9 protein-coding genes are annotated in these 19403 nt (G+C 64.2%); 3 read left to right on the plus strand and 6 right to left on the minus strand.

The features are described from left to right. Positions 1–198: 198 nt before the first annotated feature. The 5 genes from D3880_RS15120 to D3880_RS15140 all read right to left on the minus strand — a co-directional run bounded on the left by D3880_RS15120 (position 199) and on the right by D3880_RS15140 (position 4917). Positions 199–1374: an MFS transporter gene (locus D3880_RS15120; protein ID WP_119894263.1), complete on the minus strand. Its 1176-nt coding sequence runs from the start codon at positions 1372–1374 to the stop codon at positions 199–201. Positions 1375–1487: 113 nt separating this feature from the next. Continuing rightward, a complete protein-coding gene (locus tag D3880_RS15125) occupies positions 1488–2297 on the minus strand; it encodes an SDR family oxidoreductase (RefSeq protein WP_119894264.1) in 810 nt (269 codons plus the stop codon). A 156-nt stretch (positions 2298–2453) separates the two neighbouring features. Then, positions 2454–2837 carry a DUF2784 domain-containing protein gene (locus D3880_RS15130; protein WP_119894265.1) on the minus strand — a complete coding sequence of 128 codons (384 nt, stop codon included), beginning with the start codon at positions 2835–2837 and terminating at the stop codon, positions 2454–2456. A 113-nt stretch (positions 2838–2950) separates the two neighbouring features. Further along, positions 2951–4609, minus strand: coding sequence for a cation acetate symporter (locus D3880_RS15135; RefSeq protein WP_119894266.1), 1659 nt, complete (start codon positions 4607–4609; stop codon positions 2951–2953). Further along, the gene (locus D3880_RS15140) at positions 4606–4917 is read right to left on the minus strand and encodes a DUF485 domain-containing protein (protein ID WP_119894267.1); all 312 of its coding nucleotides are present in this window, start codon (positions 4915–4917) and stop codon (positions 4606–4608) included. The genes D3880_RS15135 and D3880_RS15140 overlap by 4 nt, the downstream gene beginning before the upstream one ends. Positions 4918–5315: 398 nt before the next feature. Between D3880_RS15140 and D3880_RS15145 the strand changes: the two genes are divergently transcribed. Continuing rightward, positions 5316–5540, plus strand: coding sequence for a DUF2061 domain-containing protein (locus D3880_RS15145; RefSeq protein WP_119894268.1), 225 nt, complete (start codon positions 5316–5318; stop codon positions 5538–5540). A gap of 66 nt (positions 5541–5606) precedes the next feature. Further along, positions 5607–7160 (plus strand): glycoside hydrolase family 17 protein, encoded by a 1554-nt coding sequence (locus tag D3880_RS15150; protein WP_119894269.1) that lies wholly within the window; start codon positions 5607–5609, stop codon positions 7158–7160. 245 nt (positions 7161–7405) lie between these two features. Here the strand turns inward: D3880_RS15150 and D3880_RS15155 are convergent, their stop codons facing one another. Beyond that, the gene (locus tag D3880_RS15155) at positions 7406–17560 is read right to left on the minus strand and encodes a retention module-containing protein (protein ID WP_162935007.1); all 10155 of its coding nucleotides are present in this window, start codon (positions 17558–17560) and stop codon (positions 7406–7408) included. 455 nt (positions 17561–18015) lie between these two features. Here D3880_RS15155 and D3880_RS15160 point away from each other — a divergent pair, with 455 nt between their 5' ends. After that, on the plus strand, positions 18016–19371 hold the full coding sequence (locus D3880_RS15160) for a TolC family outer membrane protein (RefSeq protein ID WP_119894271.1): 1356 nt from the start codon (positions 18016–18018) through the stop codon (positions 19369–19371). Positions 19372–19403 lie beyond the last annotated feature (32 nt).

Here is a 19403-nt window from a genome sequence, read left to right on the forward strand (position 1 = left end):
GGTTGTTTAGACCCGGTCAAAAGGGGGCGCGATTATGCCAGATAAAGGCGGTGAAAAAATCCACAAACTGCTGGCTGGTAACACTAGCAGGCCAAATGCCAGCCGCGAGGCCCGGCGCCCCTTGCAGGCCACAAGCCTGTGCGTTTAAGTGCAAGCAACAGAGTCAGAAGGATGCCTCTGCGAAAAAATTCGCAACACTCACAGGCCCCCTGTTTCAGCGTTCTGGCCGCGCGGTTGCAGGCGCCAGGCCAGAACACTCAGCAGCAGAGCGAGCACGGTCAGGACCATGAACGGCAGTTGGTAGTTACCGGCCAGGTCGCGCCCCAGACCGGACAACACCGGGGCAAGGCTGCCAATGCTGTAACCGGCGAACAGCATCATCGCCGTCCAGCGACTGACCGCCAGCGGCGTGTGCACCTCATATAAAGGCAACACCAGCGACAAGGCGAAAGAGCCACTGAGACCGAAACCCAGTAGCACCGCCCACAGCTCGGGCTGGAAGGTCGGTAGGAAGGTGATCATGCCCAGGCATAGGGTCGAGGCGAGGCCACAGATCACCAGCAACTGGTAACGATTGTCGAAGCGCTGCGCCAGCCAGGGCAGGACATAAGCGCTGACCAGGCCGACCAGCATAAAGGTGCTGAACAGCGCATTGCTGTGCAGCAGCGTCAGCCCGGCCTCGTGGTAACGCGCCACCAGCCAGGTGGTCAGGGCATAGAACAGCCCGGCCTGGATGGCGAAGAACGCGGTGATCAGCCAAGCCCGCGGCTCGCCCCAGGGCAAGCCGCCGCCACCCACCTCGTCAGCACTCTCGCGCTGGTTCGGCACGCGCAGCCACAACGCCAGCGCCAGCAGCGCCGGCAAGGCCCAGGCCGCCAAACCAAAGGCCCAGTTATCGCCCAGCAGCTGCGTCACCGGCGCCGTCAGCACCGCGCCGCCGGCTCCGCCGAGGGTCATGCCGAAGGAATACCAGATGACCACGCGGCCGACATGGCCGACGAAGTGACGCTTGATGAAGCCGGACAGCAACGGCCCGGCCACGGCGATACCTATGCCGACCAGCGCCGCACTGCCGATCAGGATCGGGCTGGAATGCCCGCCCAGGCGCAGCAGCAAGGCGCCGCCGATCAAGCCCAAGCAGCAGAGGATGGTGCGCTCCAGACCGAAACGCATGGCCAGTCGCGGCGCCAAGGGCGCGAGCAGGCCCATGCACAGCACCGGCAAGGCGGTGGTCAGGCTGATCAGCCCGCGGCTCAGGGCCAGTTCGCTGGCGATGCGTTCGATCAGTGGGGCAAGCGAGGTGATGCCGGGGCGCAGGTTGATCGCCGCCAGCATCAGCGCCAGCAGGAGCATGGCGCGCGATAGGGGTTGCACAGGAGCTCCAATGCCGTATTGGCCATCCAGGCCGATGACAGCCACCCTACCCCCCGACCCGCTGCCGGGCAAGCCCGGCAGGGAAAAAGTTGACCAACCAGACAGCAGAAATATCAGCCTTGCTTGGCCTTCGCGCGCATCTTCTCGGCCATGTTGGCCATCTCGTCGTAGAGCGCCTGCGGGTTCTTCTGCTTGAGCGCCCAGGCGGCGCGGCCCATCTCGTGCGGCAGGATCATGAACGCGCCCTTGGCGACTTCCTGGTAGATGTAGTCGGCGATATCCGCCGCGCTGATCGGCGAGCCCTCGAGCAGCTTGCCAATCTGTGATTTCATCGCCGGGGTCGGACCGCGGAAGGAGTCCAGCAAGTTGGTCTGGAAGAACGACGGGCAGACCACATGCACGCCGATCTCCTGTTGTTTGAGCTCCACCAGCAGGCTCTCGGACAGCGCCAACACCCCGGCCTTGGCGACGTTGTAGTTGCTCATCGCCGGGCCCTGCATCAGCGCCGCCATCGAGGCGATGTTGATGATCTTGCCCTTGCTGCGTTCGAGCAGCGGCAGGAAGGCCTTGCAGCCCTTGACCACGCCCATCAGGTTGATCGCGATCTGCCAGTCCCAGTCTTCCAGTGACAGCTCGTCGAAGAAGCCGCCCGAGGCCACCCCGGCGTTATTGACGATGATGTCGATGCCGCCGAATTTCTCCTCGCAGGCCTGGGCGAAGGCGGTGAGCTGGCTGTAGTCACGCACGTCGCAGCGCTGGGTGAAGCCATCGCCACCGGCCTCGCGCACCAGCTTGAGGGTTTCCGCCAGGCCCGACTCGTTGACGTCGCCCAGCGCCAGACGGCTGCCTTCGCGCGCCCAGCGCAGGGCGATTTCCCGACCGAGGCCGGAACCGGCGCCAGTGATCATGATGCGGTTTTGCATGGTGAGGTTGCCTTCTCGTTGTTCGGTTGATGAGTCTGGAGCTAGATGAACCGCAGTGTAGCGAAGGAAATAATCGGCCCCACTCACCATCAGATTGCTGAATGCCCCAGGCAAACCACGGCCTGGGAAGCATCTGAGCCGCGCGGGCAATGCCACTCAACGCCGCCCCTTACGCCAGCGCAGCCACAGCCAGCCATAGACCACCAGGTTGACCAAGATCACCGCACCGCCCAGCCAGAGCTGAACCTGTACGGTCAGCCCGGGAGGGTAGATCAGCGGAATCAGATAATGCTCGACGAAACCCGTGGCATAGCCGGCTTCGCCGGCGGCCTGGCGCAGACTGTTCTCCAGCGGCGTCAATGGGCAAACCAGATGCCGCAGCTCCACCAGCGCACCCCAGCCCGCCGCCGGCAGATGCAGCCAGGCCAGCCGGGGCCAGCGCAGCACCAGCAGGCCGCCGCACAGCACGAAGAGGATGAACAGCCCGTGCACCACGACCACCGCATCGGCCGCCAGGCGGTACCACCAACCGATATCCATCAGCCAATCCACGCCGTTTGCCCAGTGGAGGTTCAGTTATCGATCGGCGCGGGACAATGCACAAGCAAAAAGGGCAGCCCGAAGGCTGCCCAAGTGGCTCAGAGAGGTAGTGCTCAGTGGGCGACCGCACCAGTGGCGCCCAGGCCGGTTTGCGAACGGACGAACTGCGAGAAGAAGCGCGAACGCTCTTCGCTGGCAGCCTTGGAAGTGTCGGTGATCGAGAAGAACCAGATGCCGACGAAGGCCACAGCAATCGAGAACAGCGCCGGGTACTCATACGGGAAGATGGCTTTCTCGTGGCCGAGGATCTGCACCCAGATGGTTGGGCCAAGGATCATCAGCGCCACGGCGGTGATCAGGCCGAGCCAGCCGCCGATCATCGCCCCGCGGGTGGTGAGCTTCTTCCAGTACATGGAGAGGATCAGTACCGGGAAGTTGCAGCTGGCCGCGATGGAGAATGCCAGGCCGACCATGAAGGCGATGTTCTGCTTCTCGAACAGGATGCCCAGGCCGATGGCCAGCACACCGAGCACCACGGTGGTGATTTTCGAGACGCGCAGCTCATCCTTCTCGTTGGCTTTGCCTTCCTTGATCACGCTGGCGTACAGGTCGTGCGACACCGCCGAGGCGCCGGACAGGGTCAGACCGGCAACCACTGCGAGAATGGTGGCGAACGCCACGGCCGAGATGAAGCCGAGGAACAGACTGCCGCCTACCGCATCGGCCAGGTGCACCGCGGCCATGTTGTTGCCACCCAGCAGGGCGCCAGTCGCGTCCTTGAACGCCGGATTGGTGCTGACCAGCAGGATCGCGCCGAAGCCGATGATGAAGGTCAGGATGTAGAAGTAGCCGATGAAGCCAGTGGCCCAGAACACGCTCTTACGCGCTTCCTTGGCATCGCTGACGGTGAAGAAGCGCATCAGGATGTGCGGCAGGCCAGCAGTACCGAACATCAGCGCCAGGCCGAGGGAAATCGCCGAAATCGGGTCTTTCACCAGGCCGCCGGGGCTCATGATCGCCTCGCCTTTCGGGTGCACCTTGATGGCTTCGCTGAACAGGGTGCCGATGTCGAAGTTGACATACTTGAGCACCATGATCGCCATGAAGGAGGCGCCGGAGAGCAGCATCACGGCCTTGATGATCTGCACCCAAGTGGTCGCCAGCATGCCGCCGAACAGCACGTACATGACCATCAGGATGCCCACCAGGACCACGGCGACGTGGTAGTTCAGCCCGAACAGCAACTCGATCAGCTTGCCGGCGCCGACCATCTGCGCGATCAGGTAGAAGGCTACCACCACCAGCGAGCCGCTGGCGGACAGCACGCGAATCTGCTTCTGCCCGAGGCGGTAGGAGGCCACGTCGGCGAAGGTGTACTTGCCGAGGTTGCGCAGGCGTTCGGCGATCAGGAACAGAATGATCGGCCAGCCGACCAGGAAGCCGATCGAATAGATCAGGCCGTCATAGCCGGAGGCGTACACCAGGGCGGAAATCCCCAGGAAGGACGCCGCCGACATGTAGTCACCGGCGATCGCCAGACCATTCTGGAAGCCGGTGATGCTACCGCCGGCGGTGTAGAAGTCGGCGGCCGACTTGCTGCGCTGGGAAGCCCAGTAGGTGATGTACAGGGTGAAGCCGACGAAGACGACAAACATGACGATGGCCGAGACGTTGAGCGGCTGACGCTGCACCTCGCCTTCGATTGCGCCGGCGGCCCACAGAGCCGGGGCGATGACCATCAGGCCAAGGGCGGTGAGAATGCGCGCGATCATTGCTGCGCCTCCTTGAGAATTTCCTTGTTCATCTCGTCGAACTCGCCGTTGGCACGTTGGACGTAGATACCGGTCAGCACGAAGGCGGAAAGGATCAAGCCCACGCCGGCGGGGATACCCCAAGTGATCGGCGAGCCCTCGCTGATCTTGGTCCCGAGCACTTGCGGCTCGAAGGCGATGATCAGGATGAAGGCCACATACAGGCCGAGCATGATGGCTGAGAGTATCCAGGCGAACCGCTCACGCTTGGCTACCAGTTCGTGGAAACGCGGATTCTGGTGAATCCGCTTGTAGATGCTGTCGTTCATTTTGTTGTTGTCCTCCGCAGCACGGGTTGCTGGTGAGTCAACAATAGAACTCCGGACGGCGCATGACAGACGACCTTAGTAGTAGTCACGACCTTAGTCGTAGGGCACCCGGCGGGATGCCCAAGAGTCTGCTCACGGTCTCGGCAGTGAACGAGCCCCTTATGGGAGAGGGGGCAAAAGCGGCTTCTGTGGGCCCTATAACCCCGCCCTGAAATGGTTCAAAAGATCGTGAACAGCCTCTCAGGCTTGAAGGAGCCGTCTACCGTGGCGCGCACGAGCCTCCCTATCGCCATTAGGGCACTCTATAGAGCCCATGTATAACCGCCATTTCCGCTGAGCGGCGCGCCTGACTACTGTAGCCCTCAAGAAAGAACGATTCTCATCAAGGGGCCGCCAGCATGCTCAAGACCATTACCTTCACCCTGATGCACTTCTGCATCGCCTTCAGCGTCGCCTACGCGCTGACTGGCAGCATCACCGTCGGCGGCCTGGTGGCGGTGGTCGAACCGCTGTGCAACTCGGTGGGTTTCTACTTCCACGAGAAGTTGTGGAAACGCTTCGAGAAAGACCCGCAGGCCGGCGCGGCGATTCCCCAGCATGCCTGGCTGCATCACCACGCCTGATCCGCTGCGCAGCAGTCGACGAATCCGCTAAGATGCGCGGCTTTGCCACTTCAGCCGCGCAGCCCTATGACCGCCCAAGCCCGTTTCCCGGTTCTGCCCTACCTCGTCGCCTGCCTGTTCGCCCTGCTCGCCCTCGCCGGCCTCTGGTATGGCCTCGGCAAAGCCGAGATCCTGCCAGATGCGGCCACCCCGACGCATAAGCTGCAATGCGCCTCCTACACGCCGTTCGATAAGGACCAGTCGCCGTTCGACCAACCCTTCGCCCTGCGCCCTGAACGCATGGATGCCGACCTCGCCCTGCTCGCCACGCGCTTCCACTGCATTCGCACCTATTCGATGACCGGCCTCGAGGCCATTCCCGAACTGGCGCGCAAGCATGGCCTGAAGGTGATGCTCGGCGCCTGGGTCAACGCCAATCCGCTGGATAACCGCACGGAAATCGATGCCCTGATCGAGGCGGCCAACGCCTACCCGGATGTGGTCCAGGCGGTAATCGTCGGCAACGAAACCCTGCTGCGCAAGGAAGTGACCGGCGCGCAGCTGGCCAAGCTGATCGGCGAGGTGCAAAGCCAGGTCAAGCAGCCGGTGACCTACGCCGACGTCTGGGAGTTCTGGCTCAAGCACCCGGAAGTGGCGCCGGCGGTGGATTTCCTCACCATCCACCTGCTGCCGTACTGGGAAGATCAGCCGACCGGCATCGACGCCGCCCTGGCCCATGTCGCCGAGATCCGCCAGGTGTTTGGCAACAAGTTCGCGCCCAAGGACATCCTGATCGGCGAGACCGGCTGGCCGAGCGAAGGCCGCCAGCGTGAAACCGCGCGGCCCAGCCGGGTCAACGAGGCGCGCTTCATCCGCGGCTTCGTCGCCATGGCCGAACAGAATGGCTGGCACTACAACCTGATCGAAGCCTTCGACCAGCCCTGGAAGCGCGAAAGCGAAGGCGCCATGGGCGGCTACTGGGGCCTGTTCGATGCCGACCGCCAGGACAAGGGCGTACTCGCCGGCCCGGTCTCCAACCTGCCGTACTGGCCGCAGTGGCTGGGCGCCGGCGGCCTGATCTTCCTCGCCACCCTGCTCCTCGCCGGACGCCCGGCCTCGACCCGTGCCGCCCTGCTGCTGCCGCTGCTGGCCGCGCTGGGGGCGGGCTGCATCGGCCTGTGGGGGGAAATGGCGCGCGTTACCAGCCGCTACTTCGGCGAATGGCTGTGGGCGGTGCTGCTGGTGGGCCTCAACCTGATCGTGCTCGCCCATGGCGCCCTCGCCCTGGCCGCCAAGCAGGGCTGGCGCGCCCGCCTGTTCGCCTGGCTGGATGCCCGAGGCGGCTGGTGGCTGCTGGCGGCCGGCTTCGCCGCGGCGGTGATGATGCTCAGCCTGGTCTTCGACCCCCGTTATCGCTGCTTCCCCAGCGCCGCCCTGCTGCTGCCGGCGATGGTCTACCTGTGCCGCCCGGTCGCCGCGCCGCGCCGGGAAATTGCCGTACTGACCCTGATCGTCGGCGCCGGCATCGCGCCCCAGCTGTATCAGGAAACCCTGCTCAACCTCCAGGCCATCGGCTGGGCCCTGGTCAGCCTGCTGATGGTGGCCGCCCTGTGGCGCAGCCTGCGGGTACGCCACAACTGAGAACCTGTCTCGGATCTGCTGCGCGTCGGCGATACTGCGTTAAAAACAGCCTCGGAATGCTCATTTACAACTCGTAAACTCCGCTTCCTCGGCTGTTTTTGCCTTGTCTCGCTCTAGCTCGCGAGATCCGAGACAGGTTCTGAGCGCCTGATTTCCGTGTAGGAGCGAATTTATTCGCGATAGGGGGCAGCGCGGAGCTGCTCTTGTTCGCGAATAAATTCGCTCCTACGGTCGCCTGTACAGCCTCATACGGTATCGACCTTCAGGGAGCCGTCACCGAGCATGCCGGTGATGATGGTGGCGCTGTCCCCAGCCGAGATGATGCCCCCAGCGCCCGGCGTCACCCCATAGTGGGCGGCCAAATCCACCCCCTGCAGTTCGATGTCCTGCACCTTCGCTCCGTTGGCGACCGCGCTGGCGCTGATCAGCGAGTTACCGCCGGCGACGCTGAAACTGAGGAAGTCATCCAGCGAGTCGGCCGTGGCCTGCACGCCCTGCAGCAGATCGGCGAGGTTCAGCACATCCTTGTCGGCACCAGCCGCCAGAGTGAAGCCGCTGACCACATCCTGCCCGCTGTCGCCGGCCTGCCACTTGAACACGTCCTGGCCGGCCCCCCCGTCCAGCACATCGTCGCCAGTGCCGCCAAGGAGAATGTCATCGGAATCCCCGCCGATCAGGGTATCCGCGCCTGCCCCCCCGTCCAGATAGTTCGGATTGGCGATGTGACCGATCAGGGTGTCGTTACCACTCCCACCCAAGGCACCTTCAATAGAGATATAGATATCGTTAGCAGCAGAACCCTGGCTGCCAGTTCCATCTAATAGATTAACCAAGACACCCGATGTGTCGTCCCGATAGTCCACCAGGTCGAAAGACTCGGCGCCATTGATCAAGTCTGGATTAGAACTGGCAGCAATCACGTCATCGCCGGCAGTTCCCGTCAGACTGAAGGTATCTCCGGAGCTCTCTGCGACCACATGCACGCTGAGTGTCGAACTTCCAGACAAGTCACCATCGCCGTCCTGGCCAACAATGCTGAACGCATACTGGTGGTCATCCGGGAGAATGGTCTTCGAATAGGAAAACTCCTCGACCCGCACCCCGGCGCTAGGCGGCGCATCATCCACATCGATCCTGACCACTAGATAGGTGAAGGTGATCGTCGGGTCGATGGTCACATTCCCGGATGCAGTAATGGTTATCGCCGAAGAGCCGACCTGCAGCGGCACCGACGATGCGGTTGGCGGGGTCGCGCCCCCATAAGCAGCCCAGGTGATCTTCGCCGCACCGGCATTATTGGTCAGATTCGCCTTGAAGGTCAGGCTGTCGGCGCCACCCGCCTGGTAGTACAGGAAGCCGCGGTTATCTGGAACCGCAGCGGCACTGCCGAGACCGAAACCGTTTCCGGAGACATTCAGGTAATCCCCTCCCGAGCCGCCACCATCATTAGGGTTGGTAAATTGCTGAGGGGAATCACCGGTGAACTTGAGGCCGTCAAACGCCCAGCCCGCCGCGCCACCGTTTGCTGTCGCGATAGGCCCGCCGGAGTTTAGCCCCGCGAAACTAATGCTCGTGCTGGAGGAGGCATCGGGCTTGCTAAGCGTGAAACTATAAGTACCGTCAGCCCTAACCGTAAGATCAAACAGATCCTCACCGGTATTCGATTCAGCTAATAACGTCGTGCTGACAAAGTGTCCACTGCCGTCATTATTCTGGATCGTCGTATAACTCACCCCCGCAATACTTGGCCCGAGGATAGTGAAACTATTTAAGCCATCGGCCCCTGGAGCGACAAAGAAAGTTCCGTTCACTGTGCCGAGTTGATTGGGAAGAGTTGCATCGACGAACGAGCCTAATTGCGGCACGTCGTCGACTATGTCCACGCTGATCGTGCCGGTCGCCGTGTTGCCGTTGGCGTCGGTCACTTGGTAGGTGAAGGTTTCCGTGAACTGGATGTTCTCGCCGTTATTGCCTGTGGGTAGATTCACCGGCGAGGTCAGGGTGTAGGTGTAATTGCCGCTGCTGTCGATACTCAGAATGCCGTGAGCGCCACTGCCCCCCCCGGAGAAACTGTAACCTCCCGCCCCGCCATTGGCAGTCAAGATGCCGGTAGCGATTTCATCGGCGCTGGCCGGATCGCTGCCAATCCCATCCAACGCCGCCTCGCGCACGTTGGTGTCAGCGTTGCTGCCCAGCTCGGTGGTGACGGTGATGTTCGCCACGTCGATGGTCAGGGTGGTGGTGCTGAGATCGCCATCGGCGTCGACGATGGTGTAGGTGAAAATATCCGTCGCCCCCGGCGGCGCCACGCTGTTGGCGGTGCTCTGGTAACTGTAACTGCCGTCGGCATTGAGGATCAGCTTACCCCAGGTGCCCGCCACCCCGACGCCGCCCAAACCGCCACTGGCCGGCGTCACGGTGTCGCTGCCGGCCTTGACGCCCACCACCGCACTCGCCCCGACGCCGTCAGCGCCGAAGCCGTCGGCCACCGAGCCAGTACCGATCCCGGTGACCAGGTTGCCCTGGACTTCCCCGCCCTCGATGAGCTGCGCACTGTCGGCCTGGGCCGAGGGCACGTCGTCGACGATGCTGACCACCAGGCTGCCGGTGCCAATGTTGCCGTTGGCGTCGGTGACCGTGTAGGTGAAGCTTTCCGTGGTCTGGGTGTTCTCGCCGTTGTTGCCGGCAGGCAGACTCACCGGCGAGGCCAGGGTGTAGGTGTAATGGCCGCTGCTGTCGATGCTCAGGCTGCCGTAGAGGCCCTGGCCGTCGCCAGCGATGGCAAAGCTGTAACCGCCGACCCCGCCGGCGGCGGTCAAGGTGCCGCTGGCGATCTCATCGTTGCTGGCCGGATCGCTGCCGATCCCATCCAACGCCGCCTCGCGCACGCTGGTGTCAGCGCCGCTGCCCAGCGCGGTAGTGACGGTGATGTTCGCCACGTCGATGGTCAGGGTGGTGGTGCTGAGATCACCGTCGCCATCCTCGATCGTGTAGACGAACACATCCATCGTGGCCGCCGTGATCTGATTGGCGTGCGCCTGATAGCTGTAGCTGCCGTCGCCATGCAGGGTGAGGGTGCCGTAGAGGCCGTTGATCGCCTGGCCGACGTCGCCGTTCACCGCGGTATTGAGATCGCCAGCCGCCGCACGCACGCCGACCACCCCTGCGCCCGCGGCAAAGCCGTCGGCACCGGCCTTGTCGTTACCCAATACCCCGGCAGCGGCAGTGACCGTGAGCAGCCCTCCTTCGCTGGCGGCACCCTGGTCGGCAACGGCTGTCGGCGCATCGTCGAGGATGCGGATGTCCAGGCTGGCGCTGTCGGGCGAGCCGTTGCTGTCGGTGGCCAGCACGCTGAACTGCTTGAGAATGCCGGCGCCGCTGACCAGCGAGTTGTCGGTCAGGCTGTAGCTGTAGCTGAAGGTTTTGCTGTCCGGGTCGTAGCCGGTGATCGCCAGCGATCCCTGCGCATCGCTGATGCTCAGGGCCGTGAACACGCCGTTGCTGAATACCGTCTGGCCATTCAGCGTGACGCTGCCGAGGCCGTCAGGCGCAGTCACGCTGAACGTGCCGTGCTGGGTCAGCGCCGCTGGGCTCGGGCTGCTGCCGTCGGCCAGGTTGGCCTCATACAGGGTCAGTTCCGGCGCCTCGGCATCCAGGCCGCCGACCGTCACCGGATCGTCCGCCCCGGTGATGTTGATGGTCAGCTTGGCCGTGGAGATATCGCCGTCCTGGTCCCGCATGGTGTACAGCAGGCTGTGGCTGACCGTACTGGTCAGGGCCAGCACATCCGGGTCGTTGTTGGCGAGGGTGAAGCTGTAGTCACCGGTGTTCGGGTTCAGGGTCAGCGTGCCGTAGCGCTGCAACTCGGTGATCGCCGTGCCATTGGCCGAGTCGTTCCACTGGACGAACTGCTTGCCGTTGTCGGCGCCAGCCAGGTCGTTGGTTAGGACATTGCCGCTGACACTATTGCTCGGGGCGCCGGCCAGCAGATCGCGGATGTCGTCCACCGCGGTCGGCCCATCGTCCTTGAAGCTGAGCAGATGGCCGATGCCGATCGAGCTGGTGGCCGAGTCACCGTCGTTGTCGGCGACCTTGCCGGTCAGCTGGATCAGATCCGCCGCCAGCGTACCCGACGGTTCATCCGGGTCGCTGGTGGAATGCACGATGGCGCGTTGCTGATCGAGGCTGACCACACCCGTGCCGGCATCCACGCTGAGACGGAACACCAGCTGGCCGCCAAACTCGGTGCGCCCCTCGACCGCCGTACCGGCGGCGTTCAACACCAACACGACTTTCTCGCCGCTGGCGGTATCGACCAGGCCGGTATCCGCGCCCGGGTTAGCAATGCCCAGGCCGTAACTCAGGGACTTGAGCCCGTCGGCCCCGGGCTGAACGGTGAAGATGCCGCTGAAATCGCGTTGGGCATCCTCATGAAAGTTGCTCTCATCGACTTGCAGTGGCGCGCCCCAGGTCACGCTGACATTGACGTCGTTGTAGTCCCAGTCGGCATGCGCGGTCTGGTCTTCCCAGTTCTGGTTGCCGGGGTCGGCGGTGTCCTGCAGGTGCGCGCCGCCGGGGTTGAGGCTGGCATCGCTGAACAGCACATTGGCGCCATCTGCGCCGACCAGCGCCACGCCATTGAGGAAGGCCTGCCATTGGCCACCGACCAGTTGGAAGCTCAGCGCGTCGCCATCGTCCAGGCCGCCGTTCTGGGCGCCGTTGGGGATGATGAAGAAACCGACGTCTTCCGGGTGAACGCCGTTGAGACTGGCCCTAGCGTCCGGCGCCTGACCCTTGACGTCGGCCCACAGCACCTTGCCGCTCAAGGGTTCGCCGTTCTCGCCCTTGAGGTAGTAGCCGTAGCTGTTGTGATAGCCGGCAGCGCTGCCGTTAAAGGTCACGTAAGAGTCATCGCTGAGCGCGCCGGCCTGAATGGTCGGCACATCGTCGTCGATCGTCACCTGCAACTCCGCGCTGGCGCTGTCGCCATCGCCGTCAGTGAGGCTGTAGCCGATCTTCAGGGTGAAGTTGTTCTCGTCCTGAGCATCGGCGTGCAGGATCGGCTTCAGCAACTCGACCCTGTAGGCACCGGTCGCCAGGTCAGTGACTTGCACCCGTACCACCGCACCGCGCTCGGTGGACAGGGTCAGGGTGTTGGTCGCGGCATCCCAATCGGACGCGGTGACATCCTCAGTGCCCAACTTGGCCGGCCCGTTGAGTTCAATGGACTTCGCCCCATCGGCCCCGGCCGAGTAATCCAGTTGGCCATGGATGCTGGTCGCCTCGCCCGGCACATCACCGAGTCCGACGCCGGGAATCCCGCCGTTGAGCCCTTCATCGTCGAGCGGCTCGGCGGCCGTCACGTTGCGGGCCAGCGGCACGTCGTCCTGCACGTCGATGACGAAGTAACCGGCATCGAAGCTGTCCGCCAGTGGGTCGCCATCGCCGTCGGTAGCGGTGATCAGCCCGGAGAAGTCGATGCCCATGCCCGAAGCGCTGAGCAGTTCGCCGTCCTCTCCATCCTGGACCAAGTGATCCAGCGGCCCCAGCAGGGTGAAGACGTAGCTGCCGCCCGGATTGACCTGCAGGCTGAACACGTCATAGGCCCCGGTCGCACCCGATACGAAGGCGGTCAGCAAATTGCCGTCCAACCGGTAGTGCAGGTCCATCCCACCCGAGGTCAGGTGCTGATCGGTCATGGTTAGCCGCGAATCAGCGTCCAGCTTCAGCCCCATCGCGCCCGGGCCATCGGCGCCGAAGTCGACCATCGCCTGCAGAGCGCCCGGCCCGCCCGAGACCTGCAGTTCCTGCCCCTGATCGTCATTGCCTTCGTGGGGACTGTGTAGGGCATCCTCATTGGCAACCCCGCCGACCGGGTGATTGCCAAGCCCGGCCAGCACCGGCACATCGTCCTCGACATCGATGACGAAGCTGCCATTGCTGAACCCGGCATTCACCGGGTCGCCATCGCCGTCGGTGGCGGTGAGCAGACTGGAAAAGTCGATGGCCCGGTCGGAGCCGCCAAGCAGCTCGCCGTCTTCATCGCCATCGTGAACCGGGTGATCCAGCGGGCCCAGCAGGGTGAAGGTGTAACCGCCGTCGGCGCGCACCTCCAGGGTGAACACCGCATAGTTGCCGGCCGCGGTGCCTTGCACCGAGGCGGTCAGCAGGTTGCCGACCACCTGATAGTGCAGCGCCTGACCACCGGAGCTCAGGTGCGGATTCTGCTCGCTCAGGGCTTGCAGGGCCGTCGCATCGCCCTTGAGGCCGAACACCCCTGGGCCATCGGCGCCGAAATCCACCAGCGCATGCAGCGCGCCGCTGCCGCCGTGGACCGACAGGGCTTCTCCGGCATCGTTATTGCCATCGTGGGGCGTGCCCAGGGCATCCTCGTTGACCACGCCACCCACGGGGCTGAAGCCATAGCCGTGCTCGACCAGCACCGGCGTATCGTCATCGACGTTGATCACCAGGGAGCCCAGCGTCGGAGCGATGTCGCCGTCACCGTCGGTCACCTGATAGTTCAGGGTGAACAGCTGATTGTTCTCGTCCTGACCGGCCGCATGGGCAAGCGCAGCCAGTTGCTCGACGCTGTAGGCACCCGTGGCGCTGTCGAGCGTTACCCGGATCACCGTGGTGTCGCCCTGTTTGATCAGCAGGCTGCCCTGAGCATCCAGCTCATAGCTGAACCCCAGCGGCGCGCCGGAGTCCAGCCAGCGGATGGAGCCGGCGTTGTCGGCCCCGAAGTTGTGGCCCAGCGTGCCCTCGAGGTTGGCGGTATCCGGATCAACATCTTCGATGCCGCCCAGGTTGCCATGCGCCAAGGCATCGTCATCCAGTTGCACCAGCGCATTGCTGCCCACCTGCGGCACGTCGTCGACGATGTCCACCCAGATCGTGCCGGTCGCCGTATTGCCATTGGCGTCGGTCACCTGGTAGGTGAAATGGTCCCTGCCCTGTTCGACCTGAGCACCGTCGCTGGCAGCCGGATTGCTGTCATACGGTTTGGTCAGGCTGTAGGTGTAGCTGCCATCCTGAGCGATGTGGATCACGCCGTAACTGCCGACACCGTCGCCAACCAGCGCGTAGGTCAGCGGGCCTATACCTGTGGCGTTCAGCTGGTTGTTCGCATCGGTTTCCCCGGCATGCCCCGGCAGGCTGCCGGTCACCGTGCCCGCCGCCAGGTCCTGGCCATCCTGGCTCAGATCCAGAGCCTGCTCGTAGACCTTTACGTCATGGTCGTCCGGAGCTTCCAGGCCGCTGTCGCTGAGATTAATGGTCAGCGTGGTGGTCGACAGATCGCCGTCAGCGTCCCGGATGCTGTAGACGAACATGTCGCTGACCGCCGCGTTGATGGCGTTGGCATGGGCCTGGTAGCTGTAACTGCCGTCGGCATGCAGGGTCAGGGTACCGAACTGGCCGGCGATCGCTATACCCACCCCCGAAGTGACCGCCGTGGCGGTATCACCGCCAGCCGCGCGCACGCCCACCACCGCATTAGCTCCGGCGCCGTCAGCGCCGAAGCTATCGGCCACCGAGCCGATCCCATCCACGCTGAGCACGTTGCCCTGGACTTCTGCGCCCTCGATGACCTGCGCGCTGTCGGCCCTGGCCGAGGGCACGTCGTCGACGATGCTGACCACCAGGGTGCCGGTGCCGCTGTTGCCATTGGCGTCGGTGACCGTGTAGGTGAAGCTTTCCGTGGTCTGGATGTTCGCGCCGTTGTTGCCGGCTGGCAGGCTCACCGGCGTGGCCAGGGTGTAGGTGTAATTGCCGCTGCTGTCGATGCTCAGGCTGCCATAGAGGCCCTGGCCGTCGCCAGCGAGGACAAAGCTGTAACCGCCGACCCCGCCGGCGGCGGTCAAGGTGCCGCTGGCGATCTCATCGGCGCTGGCCGGATCGCTGCCGATCCCCAGCGCCGCCTCGCGCACGCTGGTGTCAGCGCCGCTGCCCAGCGCGGTGGTGACGGCGATGTTCGCCACGTCGATGGTCAGGGTGGTGGTGCTGAGATCACCATCGGCGTCGACGATGGTGTAGGTGAACGTATCCGTCGCCCCCGGCGGCGCCACGCTGTTGGCGGTGCTCTGGTAGCTGTAACTGCCGTCGGCATTGAGGATCAGCGTGCCCCAGGCGCCTGCCACCCCGGCACCGCCCAAACCGCCGCTGGCCGGCGTCGCGGTGTCGCTACCGGCCTTGACGCCCACCACCGCATTCGCCCCAGGACCGTCGGCGCCGAAGCCGTCGGCCACCGAGCCAGTACCGGTCCCAGTGACCAGGTTGCCCTGGACTTCCCCACCCTCGATCACTTGCGCACTGTCGGCCCTGGCCGAGGGCACGTCGTCGAGGATGCTGACCACCAGGGTGCCGGTGCCGCTGTTGCCGTTGGCGTCGGTTACCGTGTAGGTGAAGCTTTCCGTGGTCTGGATGTTCGCGCCGTTGTTGCCGGCTGGCAGGCTCACCGGCGTGGCCAGGGTGTAGGTGTAATTGCCGCTGCTGTCGATGCTCAGGCTGCCATAGAGGCCCTGGCCGTCGCCAGCGAGGACAAAGCTGTAATTGCCGACCCCGCCGGCGGCGGTCAGCGTGCCGGTGGCGATCTCATCGGCGCTGGCCGGATCGCTGCCGATCCCATTCAACGCCGCCTCGCGCACGCTGGTGTCAGCGCCGCTGCCCAGCTCGGTGGTGACGGTGATGTTCGCCACGTCGATGGTCAAGGTGGTGGTGCTGAGATCGCCATCGGCGTCGACGATGGTGTAGGTGAAAATATCCGTCGCCCCCGGCGGCGCCACGCTGTTGGCGCTGCTCTGGTAGCTGTAACTGCCGTCGGCACTGAGGGTCAGCGTGCCCCAGGCGCCCGCCACCCCGGCACCGCCCAAGCCGCCGCTGGCCGGCGTCGCGGTGTCGCTGCCGGCCTTGACGCCCACCACCGCATTCGCCCCGGGACCGTCGGCGCCGAAGCTGTCGGCGAGCGTGCCCGTAGCGACTCCAGTAACCACGTTGCCGCCTACGCTGCCGCCTTCGCTCACCGTGGCGGTGTCGGCCTGGGCGGCAGGCAGGTCGTCGAGGATCTCGATGGTCACCGTGGCTGAGGCCGTGGCCTGACCATCGTCGAGCGTGACGCTGAAACCATCGGTTTCCGCCTGGCCATCGGCGTCCGTGGTGCTGCTGGTGAGGGTGTAGCTGAAGCTGAAGGTGCCCGCGCCGTCATAGCCGGTCAGCTCGACCGTACCGTGAGCGGTGTCGAAGGTCTGGCCGACCAGACTGGCCAGGGCCGTGGTGGACAGATCCGCCGTCAGGCTGCCGATCTGGATGCTGGTCAGGCTGCCCAACCCCTCCGGATCGGCGAGGTGAAAACTGCCAGTGCTGACCTGGCTGCCATCGCCGGCGCTCGAACCCGCGGCCAGGCCGGCTTCGCTGACCAGCGCCCGGCCGCCTTCGACATCGACAGCGCGGACACTCACCTCGGGCGCGTCGTTACGCCCGGTGATGGTGATGGTCAGGGTCGCGCTGCTGGAATCGCCGTTGCCATCGGCAATGCTGTAATCGAAGGTCAGGGCGACCTGCTCGCCTTCCGCCAATGCCTCGACCGCCGGCGTGCCGTTGGCCAGCACGAAGTCATAACGGCCGTCCGCATGCAGGGTCACCAGGCCAAACGGGGTGTTCAGCTGCACATCCGCGCCGGGCTGGCCGCCTGTCCAACCGAGGAAACGGGTAGGCAGATCGGGACCGCTCAGGTCATTGACCAGCACATTGCCGCTGACGCCGGCCTCGCCTTCGGCCAGCTCGGCGGAATCGGGCAGGGCCACCGGTACGCCATTGGCAGGCGCTACCGGCGGGACAGGCGTCACCGGCGGCACAACCGGGGGAATGGCGACCAGTTCGGGGTCACCCGCCACCTCGAGGTCGGGAAACTCGGGGCCAGCATTGATCCCTGCGGTCGGGAAGCCGATCTGCGGGTCGACCGAGCCAGCCACCGCATCCAGCAGCACGAACGAGTGTCCGCCGCCGGCACCGCCCGCCCCCCCACTGCCGCCACCCGGGCCGGCCGCCGTGGCCTCGGCTTCCTGGGTCGGGTCGACACCCGCCGCGATGGCCGCCTGCAGCTGCTCGACGTCGGTCAGGTCCTGCTCGCTGGGGGTCACCGGCGCCGCATCCTGGGCCGGCGGAGCGGCGTCCTGTGGGCCGGCCAGCAACTGCTGGGTCAGCGCCATGCTGCTGTCGCGGCCGAGGGTCAGCTCCTGGCCATTGCTCAGGGCAATCGCAATGGCGCCGGCGGCGCCTGTGGTCAGCTGCTCGCCCACGAATACGCGGTCACCTTCAGTCAACAGCCGCCGCGTTCCATCGCCTGCTACCGCAAAGACTTCGCCGACAACCTGCCTGACGACCCCGATCGAAGTAGCCATGATCCCTTCCTCTATACAGCTGCCGACCCGTGCCGGCATCTATTCCAAAAGGTCGAGTCACCCTTCAAAACCGCTGTCAGAGGAAGAAAAAAATCCGGTGAAATGGCACGACTCAGATCAAAAAAAACAGCGCGACAAAAAAATGCCACTTCCGTTTTGAGCCGACAACCTCACCAGATCCGTCCCCTCCTGGACGCTCTAAAACGGTGTTCGACCACCTGTTTAACCGCTGAAACCCGCTAAAACAGCCGCATTCACGGCCTTCGAGAAGAAAGAGTGTGCTCGTTTTCACAGAGTTCATAAGACCAATTTCTCATAACGCTTGTAACAAACTCGTCTTAGCCAATTCGAATAGTTGTTCCTATCTTTGATGTTACACACACAGAGAAAACGCTTTCGGTAAAACGCCAAAAAAATGGCACAAAGGGAAGCAGTCTTACACGAGGAATAGCAAAATGCGCGTCATGCCCCCTATTTGCAGCAGCATGCTAATGGCGATGGCCTGCGCTCAAACCCAGGCGATGACGCTCGCCGACGCCATTCAGAGCACCGTGGACAATCACCCGGAAATCCAGGCCAGCGTGAACAGCCGGTTGTCTTCGGAGGAGGAAGTCAAAATCGCCAAGGGCGGCTATCTCCCTACCCTCGATGCCTTGGCCGGATACGGTCGCGAGCAGAGCGACAACCCCGATACGCGCGCCCAAGGCAACCACCACAAGGAAACCCTGAACGCCAGCAATTCCGAGCTGCGCCTGCGGCAGATGCTGTTCGACGGCTTCAACACCCCCAACGAAGTGGCGCGCACCAAGGCGGTGAGCAACTCGCGGGCGTACTTCATCCAGGGCACCGCCGAAAGCCTGGCGCTGCGCACCGTGGAGGTCTATCTGGACGTCCTCAAGCGCCGCGAGATGGTGGACCTGGCCAAGAACAATCTGCAGGCCCATACCCGCATCAGCGACCAGATCGGTCTGCGCAAGGAGCGCGGTGTCGGCAGCTCAGCCGACTTCGACCAGGCCGAAGCGCGCCTGGCCCTGGCGCAGAACAACCTCTACACCGAGCAGGTCAACCTGGCGGACGCCGAGGCCAATTTCTTCAGCTCCGTCGGGCGCATGCCGGACGAGCTGGTCAGCCCGGGCACGGTCAAGGGCGAGATCCCCGCGGATCAGCTCAGCGCCCGGCAGATGATGATGGACAACAACCCGCTGCTGAAATCCGCACAGTCCGATGTGGTCGCCGCCCAGAAGCAATACGAAGTGGCCAAGTCGCCTTACTACCCCCGTTTCGATGCCGAGTTGGCGACCAATGCCGACAACGACGTGGGTGGCGAGGATGGCCATGACAACGGTTGGCGCGCCGGCGTGGTGATGAATTACAACCTGTTCAACGGCATGCGCGACAAGGCCCGCCTGCAGTCCTCGGCGTACCAGATCAACCAGGCGATGGACATCCGCAACAACGCCCTGCGGCAGATCAACGAGAACGTCATGCTGGCCTGGAACGCCATGGAGAACGCCCGCCTGCAAACCCCCAAGGCCCGTGAGTACGCCGATTACACGGCGCGGGTTCGCGAGGCCTACCAACAGCAGTTCAGCCTCGGTCAGCGCACCCTGCTCGACCTGCTGGACAGCGAGAACGAACTGTTTACCGCCAACCGTCGCTATGTCGATGTGCGCTACACGGAGGAGTTCTCCATGTACCGCCTGCTCTCGGCCACCGGCGAACTGTTGCGCAAGCAAGGCACGGTGCTGCCGGCGGAAGCCACGGCGCTGTCTGCGGTGAAGAGCGAGGCCCAATTACCGGAACTGAAGTAGGTTCCCTGCGCCGGGCCCGGCGCACCCGTGGG

It is taken from the genome of Pseudomonas cavernae (genome assembly GCF_003595175.1).
Classification (GTDB): Bacteria; Pseudomonadota; Gammaproteobacteria; order Pseudomonadales; family Pseudomonadaceae; genus Aquipseudomonas; species Aquipseudomonas cavernae.